Here is a 12,762-nt window from a genome sequence, read left to right as displayed (position 1 = left end):
CATTTTGAACGGGAGCTTTGGAATGTCGGGTGCAACAAACGGGGCGGGGCCTTCCGATGCTTTGCGAAAACCAGGTACTAACTTACCCAGGTAAAAATCGGAATCGGGATCATTGCCGCGGCTTGGTTTGAAGCGAGAGAATCCATCGTACTCTTCTCGCACGCCGGATGACCCGGCGGCCTTCGCCGGTTCGGGCGTGGTGTTTGTCTCGCTGTCCGAATTGGATTCTTCAGCGGGAGTCTGAGCTTGAACCTCGGCCCCGAGAAGGCTTCCTGCCAGTCCCGCGGCGGTGGCGAGCGTGCCCGATTTTAGAAACTCTCTTCGTGCGTTCATTGTGTCGGACATTGGCTAGGTGATTCTCGGATTTAAAAAGACTTAAACACAGGGTGACGCATCACCGCGGTTTTGGAACGGAATCGATGTGACCAGGCGGCGTCGGTCCGGGAGCTGCCATCAGTCCACCATGTAACAGGTAGCCTCGAATGAGCACATCGTTGGTTCGGATTTGCTCCAACTGAGACACGAGTGCCAATCGTGCATCGGCGTAGTCTTTTTGCGCGGACAAGACAGTTGGCCAATCGACTCGATTGTCCTGGTAGCTTCTCAACAATTCTTCGTAAGCCAGCCTTGCTTCAGGAAGGATCAGCCGGTTGTACTCCGTCGCAATCTGCAACGCGGAAAGATACTGCTGATAAACCGCTGCCAGTCGCTGTTCGAGTTCCAGTTCCGTTCGCCTGATCTCATGTTGTTGGCGTTGATAGTCAAGTTGAGCCTGGCGGATTGTCCCTTGGTTGCGATCAAAAACAGGCAACTGGATTCCAATCCCAGCCGTCGCTGTCGTTTCTTTCGCGTCAAAGTTGTAGCCGGCGCCGCCCTCGGCAATCACATCGGGAATCCACTGCACTTTCTCGCGTTGGATCGTCACGCGATCCGCCGCCAATTTCGCGCGAGCTGCAGCGATTTCCGGACTTTCCGACAAAACCATCGAAAGAGCATCCTGGTAGCTCATCGGTTCTGCGTCCGGCATCAACTCCCCGATCAATTCCCCTTCGGTCAGTGAAACGCCTACTACCGAAAGGAGCTGGCGAAACTTTTGGCGGTAATCGTTCTCAGCGGAAAGAATAGCCAGTCGCGCGCGTTGCAGATCGATATTCGCCTTCCGGACTTCGGGGCGAGTGGCTTGGCCCTGGTTGTACAGTTCTTGAGCAGTGACCGCTGAATCTTCGGCCGTCTTGGCAAGTTCTTTCTGCAGTGACAGAATTTCCTTCGCGGCAAGCGCTCGATAGAAGTGGATCCGAACATCGTTGCAAACGCGAAACTGCTGAGCCATTGCAAGATGCTGAGAAACGTGGGCACGGCGCATGTATTTCTCGCGACTCAGTCGCAGCTTGCCTCCCGTCACAAATCGTTGTGAAACTATCATGCCCTGAAATTCACCGGGAGAATCTTTATCGCCTTCCACATCCACGCCGATCTGCTCGCCGGAGTATCGCAGGAATGGATTCGGATAAAGTCCAGCCTGCAGGGCTTTAGCCGTTTCTGCGCTGATTTGCAAACGAGCTTGTCGGAGCGTCGGGTTGTGCTGACAAGCAAGGGTTAGAAAATCCTGCAAGGCGTATTCATTGATTGCACCGGGGCCATTGATTGCGGGAGCACCATCACCAATCACTTCAACCTCAAAGTCGTGGAGGGTCGAGTGTGACTCTGCATACGCGTCGTACGCTTGTCCGGAGGCAACCCTGTCCAGGCCGCCCAGCGTGGCGGGTGCATTTGGGATTGGCGGTGGCTCGATGAATCTCCTGCCCACCGCAGACTCTTGTGCCCTCAAGCCTTGCCCAAACAAAGCTACGGCCAAAGCCGCAGCGAGCATCAATCCATTCGCCCGATTCGTCATTGGATCCAGATCCATCGCAGAAATTTTGACGTCCATGTTCCCAAGCTGATTCGGCACAATACCCATGCAGGGTATAGCGTTCTCTGAAAGTTCGGGTTGGAGGGGCTGCAGCATCAATTGTCCAGCATGAAGTGGTCAAAAAACGACCAAGGCCGTGGCAGACTCATGCCAAGCGTGTGTTTCTCAAGCGTAAAGCGTTTGCAATAACCGACACACTGCTGAAGCTCATCGCTGCTGCTGCAATCATCGGGCTGAGCAGCACACCAAAGATGGGATAGAGCAAGCCGGCCGCAACGGGCACGCCGAGAGCGTTGTAGATAAAGGCGAAAAAGAGGTTCTGACGGATGTTGCTCATTGTCTTCCGGCTCAGATTGCTCGCCGCGGCCACACCACGGAGATCACCGCCGACCAAGGTGACGCCGGCCGATTCAATTGCCACCCCGGTTCCTGTACCCATCGCAATTCCGACATGTGATTCGGCCAGAGCTGGAGCATCATTGATCCCGTCACCTGCCATCGCCACCGTGTGGCCTTCCTCCTTCAAACGCTTCACAAAGTCGTGCTTGTCCTGTGGAGAGACGCCGGCATGAAATTCGTCGATACCGAGTTTCTCCGCCACGGCTTTCGCGGTCGGTTGCGCATCGCCGGTCAACATGACTACTTTCAATCCAAGCTCGTGGAGCGTATCGAGCGCTGCGGGCGTACTTTCTTTGATGGGGTCGGTGATGGCCATGATTGCTTCCAGAGCACCGTCGATCGCAACGTAGATCACGGTCGCTCCTTCGGATTGGTGCTGACTCGCCCGCTGGCGTCCGGAATCCACTCCGCTGACAGATTGTTCGTCAAGCAAGTCAGCTTTACCGATGACGACTTGATGCTGGTCCACGGTAGCGCGGACGCCGCCCCCTGTAATACTGTCAAAGTCTGATGCTTCGGGGATCTGCAGGTCGTCTGACTTGGCTCGCCGGACAACCGCCTCGGCCAACGGATGTTCGCTTTGCGCTTCTACAGCGGCGGTCAGTCTCAAGATGTCAGCTTCAGAACGCTCTCCGAATGTCTCGATCGCAGTAACTTCTGGACGCCCCTGCGTCAGCGTTCCTGTTTTATCGACAACCACCGTATCGACTTTTTCCATCACTTCGAGAACCTCAGCGTTCTTGATCAAGACACCTTCCTTGGCACCTCGTCCAACGCCAACCATCACCGACATCGGCGTTGCCAAGCCGAGCGCGCAGGGGCATGCGATAATCAAGACGGCGACGGCTGCCACGAAGGCATGAGCCAAGCGAGGTTCCGGTCCCAACGTTGCCCACCCAGCGAACGCCAGAACCGAGCAGATGATCACTGCCGGTACGAAGTACCTGGACACAACATCAACCAATTTCTGGATCGGTGCGCGGCTTCGCTGAGCTTCCGCGACCATTTGAACGATGCGATTGAGAACGGTATCACCACCAACACCAACGGCTTCCATCACCAGTGCACCTGTCTGGTTGAGCGTTCCGCCGGTGATTTCATCCCCTTCGCCTTTTTTGACCGGAATGGGTTCACCGGTCAGCATCGATTCATCGACGCTACTTGTCCCGCTGACGACCCGACCATCGACGGGCACCTTTTCGCCCGGACGCACTCTCAATTGATCCCCTTTCTTGACTTCCGCAAGTGAAACTTCTTCTTCCCCTCCATCCGTAATTCGATGAGCGGTTTCAGGAGCAAGCTGCATCAGTTCGCGGATGGCCCCGCCGGTCTGTTGACGGGCGCGTAATTCCAATACTTGTCCTAGCAAGACAAGCGTGATGATCACGGCCGCAGCTTCGAAGTAGAGCGGTGGCTTTCCATCCTCAAAGAATGCTTCAGGAATCCAGCCGGGAAAGATCACGACGAACAAGCTAAACAAGAACGCTGCCAATGTTCCCACAGCGATGAGTGAGAACATGTTTAGCTTCATGGTTTGGAACGACTTGATTCCTCGCACCAAAAGCGGCCAGCCACACCAGAATACGACTGGTGCGGCCAGCGCAAGTTGCACCCAACCGAACGCCGCGTCGGGCACGGCTTCGGATAGATTCAATCCGACCATCGGTCCCATCGCCAACACTAGCAGCGGCACTGAAAGCACCACGCCAACCCAGAACCTTCGCCTCATATCGCGGTATTGCGCAACATCACTGTCATCCGAGCCACCTGCGAACTTCGGTTCCAGGTCCATTCCGCAGATTGGGCAGGAGCCAGGACCGATCTGCTCAATCTCAGGATGCATCGGACACGTAAAAACCGCATCCGAATCACCGGCTGCCGCGTGCTCGGCAGGCTGACGCGGTTTATGGGTTCCATGGCTACAACAGCTGTGGTCAGAGCCCTTCTCGTTTTCATGTGGAGGGCGCTGTTCAGCGGACTTGGCAAGGAATGGTTCGGGATCCGCGTCGAACTTTTGTTGGCAGGATTGGCTGCAGAAGAAATATTGTTCGCCCTGATACTCCGAAGCATGGGCCGAGCGTTCATCGACCTCCATTCCACAGACAGGATCAATCGTGTTTTGGCTATTATTCATCGTGCGTTTGCTTTCTCTCGATTCGCGGCAACGAACCATTTGGCAGTATACCCCACCAGGGTATGCACATCCTGTACCCATTCTTGCAAACGGTTAGGATTTTTTTGACGGTCGAGCTCACGTTTACCTGCCAACCTGCACCGACATACAATCGGCTCGGAAAGACAGGGTCTACCCCTCACGATACGCGTAGACACGACCTCAAATGTTTTTGCGTAGAGGTTGCGCGTACAGGTGTTCAGCGAAAAAAATAGTCCAAATCTAGGCCGACATTGGTCAATCCAACCGCAATTTGGAGCCAATGTGAAATCAACGCGAGAAGGTTGCTCAGACCGGTTTTCTTGGACTCAGAGTCAAAATGTCCATGCAAGTGCGACGCAAGAAAAATGGCGTTTCATCAGATTCGGGACGTAGAGGTCGCTAGTTCGAATCTAGTCGCCCCGACTTTTCTTAAGTCCAGCCGAATCAAGGACTAACGATACCCGCCAGTGGTTGGCGGCGCGGCTCTTTGCTCGAGACTCAAGACGGTAGTTACCGTTTTGCAACCTCTGCTAGGAGATTTGCGTCATGCCACGCCTCACAAAGAGCGTTCCCAAGTATCGTCTTCACCGTGCGACCGGACAGGCCGTTGTCACCCTGGCCGGGCGCGATCACTACCTCGGCCCTTGGAAAAGCAAGGCTAGTCTGATCGAGTATGACCGCTTGGTCGGCGAGTGGCTCGCAGCAGGCCGGCCAGCCCGAAGCGTTCAGGAGGACTTGGGGATCACCGTTTCCGAAGTCTGTCTTCGCTACTGGAAATTCGCCAAGGGCTACTACGTCAAGAATGGCCGGCCAACGGGCACCCTCGCCGGCATCAGGGTCGCGATCCGGTTTCTGCGGACAACCTACGGGCATACCAACGCGGCGGAGTTTGGACCGCTGGCCCTTCGCAGCATGCAGAATAAGATGCTCGAAGCAGGGCAGAGTCGCCGGTACATCAACGACAACATCGACAGGATCCGACGCCTGTTCACCTGGGCTGTTAGCGAAGAACTGATCCCCGGTTCTGTCACGCAAGCGCTTCGCAGCGTCCCCGGTCTTCGCAAAGGTCGCACGGCCGCCAAGGAGTACCCGCCGGTGCCTCCGGTTCCCGACGAGATCGTCGAGCGGACGCTGCAGCACACGCCGAAGGCTGTCAGTGACATGATCCGATTTCAGCGTCTGACGGGGTGTCGCCCTGAAGAGGTTTGTATGATCCGGCCGTGCGACATTGACCGCAGCGAGGATGTCTGGTCGTTCCGGCCGGAGTCGCACAAGACCGAACACCATGGCCGAAGCCGAATCATTTTCATCGGCCCCAAGGCCCAAGCGGTTCTGCAGCCGTACCTCTTCCGCGCCCCCGCTCGACATTGCTTTTCGCCGAAGGACAGCGAGGAGCAACGTCGCAAGGAACGGCATGCAGCCCGCAAGACTCCGCTGAACCAGGGCAATCGTCCAGGTAAGAAACGAAAACGCACGCCTGCTCGGCCACCAAAAGACGAGTACACGACTGCGTCCTATCGGCGCGCGATCCACCGGGCATGCGACAAAGCGTTTCCACCGCAGGGTGAGTTGGCCAAACGCGACGGCGAGACGATCAAAGGCTGGCAGGCCCGGCTCTCCGAAGAGCAGGCGCAGGAACTGAAGGAGTGGCGGGAGCAGAACCGCTGGTCCCCCAACCAGCTTCGCCACTCCGCAGCAACGGAGGTTCGGAAGAAGTTTGGCCTGGAGGCGGCTCAGGTCACACTCGGCCACGCCAGTGCCGACGTGTCGCAAATCTACGCGGAGCGTGACATGGCCAAGGCGAAGGAAACGATGCGGCAGGTTGGCTGACCGACGGCGTCGCTGGTGCCCGCCTCTCGACGCCAGAGAGGGCGGGCAGGCCAGCGACATGCAAACGGAGGGGCTTGGCCCCGAGTGCTCAACTTCGGAATTTCCGAGGTTGGCGAAAGGGACCAGGGGGGCCCCAATTCAGTCTGGAATTTGACCCGCGGATCGGGCTTCTCGGTTCCTAGGAAGTTAGCTACCTCGTCTTCGGCCCTGCAACGTCTGTCCGCCCCTCGCCAGCCTCGGTGCTGTGCTCATCGAGTTCCCTCGTTCCCCTCTGAATACGCTGCAATCGGCTCGGTTTCGATCGAGTTCGGCGGTTCATTGAATGCAGGACGAACGTCCCAGGGGTGTTCGCGAATCCAATTCCCGGCGCCCAGCGATGTTCGGCAATTCAGGCCAAGCGGCCCATGCGAACATTCGGAGCAAACCGCGCCGTCCCCCACAGGGCATGTCGGCAGATGGCATGCTGCCTTTAGCCGTCCAGCGCACAGGTGCCAACCACAAGAATCTCCTCGGGGTGTTCGTGTCGATTGCGCGCAGGCCTGATCCCACGGAATCGAACCATGACACCATTGCGGTCAATCGGACCAATCTCCAATTCCATAACTGTCCCAACAATCCCGCTTGTTTTCAGTGCAAACACTGCCTCCAAGCGGGCGAATATCAATCGCAACTCTGTCTCCGTTGCGTGTCGTTGCAGGGTATCGCGAATCACGCATGTGTTGACAAGCGGCGATCCACTTGAGTTTCCGCTGATGATTGACTCCAGAAACCGTTCGTTAGTCCCGCGCGAAAACTGGCTCGGCGGTGGGGGAGTGTTTACAAGCAATCGCCCAGCCCTGAGTTCCGCAATGTCCCTTGCCGTGTACTCGTGATCTCCGGAGTGAAATGCAAAGTCTTGTTGGCTGCTCTCCCGGTCCTCCTCCAACACAAGCTCCAGTGACCACACGCTCTCACCTTCCCGGTTAATCGAGGACACGTTTACGATGCGGACATGTCCTCCGTCGTTCTGATAGGAGTATTCGCAAACCTCTTGAAAAACGTACTCCTCAGCGCTCGGCCGGACCTGCTGGAGAGTCATTTCCTGTTCGACGGTTTTGGCTTGGATGTCTACATGGATCGACGAACTGCCCCTTCGCTCAAATCGTGAGACTTCGTAGTAGCTGTCACCTAGCTTCATCCAATTCCCGGTGGAACGAACAGTCGCGCTACCCTTTGCCGGCTGAGTTCCGAGCGTCGTGGTCGATTCGCCTGCTTCAAGATGAATTGCAAGTTTGTTTAGGAATCGATCGCGTTTGCGTTCCCAGTGGCTGGTCGAGTATGGCGACAATCCGAGCCGTCTGATTACGTCGTCCCGCAAATCATTTAGGTCTTCTTTGTTGTCCAGCTTTGCTAGTTGCACTCCGGCCAAAACGCCCCCCACGTCCGCATAATCCACCGGCGGAACGAGCAGGGGAAAGATTGGCAGAGATAAGCCCCACGATGCACCGACCTCGTTTTGGCAGAAATGGCTTTTCAGGAACTGCGGTGAAACAACCAGCAGCACCATCGATGGAGTCAGCACCTGGGATTTGATGTAGTCCACGAAAGATTTTCCGGCGGGAATCCCCATCCCCGGCAAGGAGGAGCAGAAGATTTGGCCCGGTTGAATTCCGATGCCGACCTGCAACAAGTCGACAAAGTCCTCGACAAGTTCCTCGTCCTTCACTGCGTGGCTGACGAAAACCTGAGAATGATCGTCCATTCGGTGTTGCTTCAGAGCGTTCGGGGGGGACTCGTATGATCGACAATGTTAACGCAGTTTGGTAAGGTTTGCCCAAGCTGTGTGCAACAGGTGTGGGTATCAAGTAACTATCAAGGAGACCAAGCGTGGAAAACCTTCGGGACTTCCTCTGCGTTTCAGAGGCGGCCGACTACCTTGGCGTCTCGCCGAGCACGCTGCGCAACTGGGAAAACGCCGGGAAGATCGCCGCTCATCGCCATCCGGTAAACGGGTATCGTCTCTTCAGGCAAGAAGGGCTCGATGCTTTGCTGGGAAAGCTGAGTGAGCCAGTTTCGACACCAAAGAGAAAGCCGAAATAGACGGCGGTGTCGCCGGCCGAGGGGCAGGGAACAAATGGAACCTCCACGTTGGAACATCATCACGCCTTCTCAATATGAGTGGGAACGTCGTGGTCTGGACTTTGTCCGGGCGGGGCTGCCGAACCATGACCCGTATCGGGCGTGGGCCAATTTCGAATTCCAGACGCCGGACGGTGCGATCTATGAAGTCGATTTACTCGTACTGACCAAACAAGGACTCTGGCTGGTCGAGATCAAGAGTTGGCCGGGTCGAGTTCGAGGGGATGCCGGGACGTGGATTCGTACGCACGAAGGTCGCACCAAGTCGGAAGACAATCCCGTGATGCTGGCCAACCGCAAGGCCAAGGCCCTGGTGTCGCTGCTAAAAGCACAGCAAGCCGTGAAGAAGGTGCGGGTGCCCTGGATGGACGCCCTCGTATTCCTGTCCGCTGACGATCTCCAATGCGAACTGACTGGATCGGCCCGCAACCGCGTTGTACTTCGCGACCGGCCTGCAGAAGAGTCTAGCCCGAAACGAAACGGCGTTTTGGCTGCCTTGCTGAACCGTAAGGGGCCGGGGATAGATCCGGAATCACACAGCTTGATCGACAGCAAGGTCGCCAAGGCACTTTCCCGTGCCATGGAGCAAGCTGGTATTCGTCCGTCGCAGCGATCGCGACGCGTCGGTGATTATGTTCTGGGAGAACTGTTGGAAGACGGTCCCGGCTTTCAAGATCGTTTGGCCAAACACGCTTCGTTTGACGATGTGCATTGTCGTGTTCGCCAGTACACGGTGGCTCAGGCTGCTACGGAAGAGGACCGCCAGCGGCTCAAACGAGCGGCAGCGCGTGAGTTCCAGATCATCCAGTCGCTCAATCACCCGAACATTCTGCCGGTACTCGATTACAGGGAACACGAACTCGGCCCGGCACTGTTGTTCAAGTACCTTGATCCGCAGGCGATCCGGTTCGACCAATACCTCGCCACACAGTGCCATCGGCTGACCCCCGATTACCGACTAAAAGTGCTTCGGCAGATCGCCGATGCCATCCGGTATGCTCATCGTCGACGCGTGATCCATCGGGCGTTGTCGCCGCAAAGCATTCTGGTCATGAAGGACGAAGGCGGGCGAGCGCGGGCCGAAGCGGAACGTTCAGGAGGAACGATGCGGGTCAAAGAAGGCACTTCGCCGTTCGACGATCCGTCCAAGCTGTATGTCCAGGTGTTCAACTGGCAGGTTGGTGTGCGAGACACGTCGACCACCTCGGGCCGCGTCACAAATGTCGAGGACTTGGTTGAAACGCAGTCGTTGGTCTACATGTCCCCCGAGGCCATTGCTGATCAGCGGAAGGTCACCGAAGCGTCCGATGTGTTCTCGCTCGGTGCGATTGCCTATCACCTGTTCGCTTCACGGCCTCCGGCAAGCAGCCCGTCTGAACTGGCAAAAGCTCTCCGCGATAGCAAGGGCCTCAGCCTCTCCGCGGTCGTTGATGGCGTCGGACCGAAGCTGGAAGAGATGATCCTGTGGTGCACTCACCCGGACGTGAACACCCGAGTCGGATCGGTCGAGGACTTCCTGGCACTGCTGGACGATGTTGAAGACGAACTGACGGCTCCGGAGGAGGCCTTCGTCCCTGATCCACTGCACGCCACGCGTGGCGACCGTCTCGAAGGCGGCTACGTCGTCGAGAAAGAACTCGGCCAAGGTGCGACAGCGAAGGCGCTGTTGGTTACCAAAGACGACCAACAATTCGTGTTGAAGGTGGCTTTCAAAGAAGACGACAACGCTCGGCTGCATGAGGAAGCCAAAGCTTTGCGTTCGATTCAAAGCGAGTTCATCGTCGCCATCTATGACGAAATCGAGATGGCCGGTCATACCGTGCTGGTGCTTCAGAAGGCCGGCGATGAAACGCTTGCCGGGATGCTGCGAAAAGAAGGCGTGCCCAGCCTTGATCTGTTGGCCCGATACGGCGATGACCTCCTGTCGGCACTCGCTTCATTGGAACGCCACGGCGTGGCCCATCGAGACATCAAGCCTGACAACATCGGTATTCGCTCGCTCACGAAGCAGCGTAACCAACTGATCCTGTTCGACTTTTCACTCACCGGTGCACCGCTCGACAACATTCGAGTCGGGACGCCGGACTACATCGATCCGTTCCTGTCCGTTCGCAAGCCGCAGCGCTGGGACTTGGCGGCGGAACGCTATTCGGCGGGTGTCACGCTTTACGAAATGTCAGCGGGATTGGGCGTGTTGCCCCAGTGGGGCGACGGCAAGTCCGATCCGGCGATCACGGATGATGAACTAAGTATTGATGGCGAAAAGTTCTACGCCAGTGTCCGTGAAGGGTTGACCGAGTTCTTTCATTCGGCCCTGCATCGTGATCCTACGAAGCGGTTTGACAATGCCGAGGAGATGAAATGGGCGTGGCAGCAACTGTTCAAGGAAGCCGAAGAGCAAAAGGTCCGCACGCCCAGTGGCGAGGAAGTCGATCTAAGCGTCACGCTCGATCAAGTTGACCTGAAGACGCCGATTGCAGCGTTGGGACTCAGCACGCGTGCCTGCAACGCATTGGAACGGGCCGACATTCTGACCGTGCGTGACTTGCTGCAGATTCCGATTGTTGATCTGCACATGATGCGTGGTGTCGGTAATCAGACGCGACAGGAGATCATTCGCTTCGTTGCCGAACTTCGGGATCGGCTGCCGGAAGTGAAGGATGAGAGTGGGAAGCGAAAAGAGGAAAGCGATCACGCAGAGGAGCAAATCGTCTCGCTGGAATTGTTGCTCCAGCGGGTCCAAGGTGCTCGCAATGCGAAAAAAAAAGCCGAGTGGCAGATTCGCAGCACGCTGCTGATGCCCACACCTGCCGATTCATCTGTCCTCCCGCAGCCTCCAGCTTTGCTCTGGCCCAGCCAGACGGATGTTGCGACGGCGCTCAAGACGACGCAGGCGAAGGTGAACAAGGTCTTGAACGCCGATCGCAAGCGGTGGGCGAAGGATTCTTACCTGAACGCGCTGCGCAGCGAGTTGAATGAAGAGATCCTGCGGTTAGGTGGAGTGATGACCATCTCCGAGGCCGCAGAGTGCATTCTGCTCTGTCGACCTGCCGTGGATACGCTGGACACGGCCAAACAGCAACAGATGGCGTCCGCCATTGCTCGGGCGATGGTGGAAACGGAAACCTCGCTCACCGAGCCCAGGTTCCAGTTGCGACGAATCGTCGGCAAGACGCTGGTAGCCTGCACTCGAGATCTGGCCGCCTATGCGGAGAAACTTGGTCAGGTGGCGGATAGTCTGGCTCTGTTCGACCCATTGCTGCCGCCGCTGCGTATCTTCCAAGAGTTGTTCGATGTGAACCAGCCGTCACTGCCGGAAGGTTGTCAGCCGTTCAACAACGAACGATTGCTGCGTCTGGCGGCGGCGATTAGTGAGTCGGCGGCGGTATCGGCCAAGCAAGAGCTTTATCCGAAAGGCATGCCTGCCGAGCGGGCGTTGCGGCTGGGGATCGGCGCACTGACCGGGTTGGGGCTGGGGGAAAACGAGCGTGGCTTGTCGATCAATCAGATACGTTCCCGAGTCGAAAGCCGTTATTCCGAAGCGGAACGGCTGCCGGATCGACCCGAACTGGATATCTTGCTGGAGCGTGTCGGTTTGGACGTGCGCTGGAACGCGGAGACCTCAGCGTATCATCGGCGGGAAACGTCGATCATGTTCACGTCGGGTTCGTCGATCCCACGGCGTCGAACGACGGCCACCCGGACTCGTCAGGTCGAAGTCACGCCCGATATGGCCGATGCCCGGCAGTTCGAGGAGCGGGTGGCGCACGCACACGACGAAGGGGGCTTCCTTGTGCTGACCGTGCGGCCCAGTCGAATGCGGGCGTGCGAAGCCAATCTGCTCAAACGCTTCAATGAGAACGGTCGCTCCCTTGAGCGTGTCTCGTTTGACGATCTGCTGTTTGATTCACTGCGCGCCGAAGCCCAGGGACTCGATGTCGATTGGCGCGTGGTCGAGAAGGCCGATGGCAGCGAGCGCAACAGTCAGGATTGGAAGAATCTGCTGCATCTGGTGAGCATGGCTCAGCCCAAGATCGAAGAACGCTTGCTCAACCGGGACGAGCATCTGTTGCTGGTTCATCCGGGGCTGATCGCTCGCTACGACATGATGTCGCTGTTGGAAACACTACGAGATCGCACTGGCCACGATGTGTCGTGTCCCGGCGTCTGGGTGTTGGTGGCGACGGACGAACAGAGCGATATGCCGTTCCTTGACGATGCAGAGATTCCGCTGATCTCACCGGGACAGCGAGCCAAGGTGTCGGAACCGTGGATCGACAACCTGCATCGAGGACGGTCTCCCAAGCTGGCAACGACGGAATCAACGGAAGTGGGTGGAAAGTAAGAC

At 57.2% G+C, this 12,762-nt stretch carries 6 protein-coding genes and 1 pseudogene; 3 read left to right on the top strand and 4 right to left on the bottom strand.

Going from position 1 to position 12,762, the window contains the following annotated elements:
• The 3 genes and pseudogenes from H1B37_RS34155 to H1B37_RS29535 form a co-directional block, all read right to left on the bottom strand.
• Nucleotides 1–333 (bottom strand): annotated as a pseudogene (locus tag H1B37_RS34155) (copper oxidase); the annotation flags it as partial.
• A 61-nt stretch (nucleotides 334–394) separates the two neighbouring features.
• Nucleotides 395–1,930 carry a TolC family protein gene (locus H1B37_RS29540; RefSeq protein ID WP_286178345.1) on the bottom strand — a complete coding sequence of 512 codons (1,536 nt, stop codon included), beginning with the start codon at nucleotides 1,928–1,930 and terminating at the stop codon, nucleotides 395–397.
• 127 nt (nucleotides 1,931–2,057) lie between these two features.
• Nucleotides 2,058–4,445 carry a heavy metal translocating P-type ATPase gene (locus tag H1B37_RS29535; RefSeq protein ID WP_182870889.1) on the bottom strand — a complete coding sequence of 796 codons (2,388 nt, stop codon included), beginning with the start codon at nucleotides 4,443–4,445 and terminating at the stop codon, nucleotides 2,058–2,060.
• Between the two features lie 567 nt (nucleotides 4,446–5,012).
• Between H1B37_RS29535 and H1B37_RS29530 the strand changes: the two genes are divergently transcribed.
• Nucleotides 5,013–6,296 (top strand): tyrosine-type recombinase/integrase, encoded by a 1,284-nt coding sequence (locus H1B37_RS29530; RefSeq protein WP_182870888.1) that lies wholly within the window; start codon nucleotides 5,013–5,015, stop codon nucleotides 6,294–6,296.
• Nucleotides 6,297–6,765: 469 nt separating this feature from the next.
• Here the strand turns inward: H1B37_RS29530 and H1B37_RS29525 are convergent, their stop codons facing one another.
• Complete coding sequence (locus H1B37_RS29525) at nucleotides 6,766–8,037, bottom strand: toll/interleukin-1 receptor domain-containing protein (RefSeq protein WP_182870887.1); 1,272 nt, start codon at nucleotides 8,035–8,037, stop codon at nucleotides 6,766–6,768.
• Nucleotides 8,038–8,162: 125 nt separating this feature from the next.
• Between H1B37_RS29525 and H1B37_RS29520 the strand changes: the two genes are divergently transcribed.
• The gene (locus H1B37_RS29520) at nucleotides 8,163–8,375 is read left to right on the top strand and encodes a MerR family DNA-binding transcriptional regulator (RefSeq protein WP_182870886.1); all 213 of its coding nucleotides are present in this window, start codon (nucleotides 8,163–8,165) and stop codon (nucleotides 8,373–8,375) included.
• A 34-nt stretch (nucleotides 8,376–8,409) separates the two neighbouring features.
• Entirely contained in the window at nucleotides 8,410–12,759 is a 4,350-nt protein-coding gene (gene pglW, locus H1B37_RS29515) for a BREX system serine/threonine kinase PglW (RefSeq protein WP_182870885.1), read from the top strand.
• Nucleotides 12,760–12,762 lie beyond the last annotated feature (3 nt).

Source organism: Stieleria mannarensis (genome assembly GCF_014154935.1).
GTDB classification, from domain to species: domain Bacteria; phylum Planctomycetota; class Planctomycetia; order Pirellulales; family Pirellulaceae; genus Stieleria; species Stieleria mannarensis.
This window is presented reverse-complemented; position numbering and strand designations above follow the sequence as displayed.

Excerpts from the sequence above, each read along its gene's own strand:
- H1B37_RS29525 (WP_182870887.1), bottom strand. The coding sequence starts at position 8,037 with ATGGACGATCATTCTCAGGTTTTCGTCAGCCACGCAGTGAAGGACGAG.
- H1B37_RS29540 (WP_286178345.1), bottom strand. The coding sequence starts at position 1,930 with ATGGACGTCAAAATTTCTGCGATGGATCTGGATCCAATGACGAATCGG.
- pglW (WP_182870885.1), top strand. The coding sequence starts at position 8,410 with ATGGAACCTCCACGTTGGAACATCATCACGCCTTCTCAATATGAGTGG.
- H1B37_RS29535 (WP_182870889.1), bottom strand. The coding sequence starts at position 4,445 with ATGAATAATAGCCAAAACACGATTGATCCTGTCTGTGGAATGGAGGTC.
- H1B37_RS29530 (WP_182870888.1), top strand. The coding sequence starts at position 5,013 with ATGCCACGCCTCACAAAGAGCGTTCCCAAGTATCGTCTTCACCGTGCG.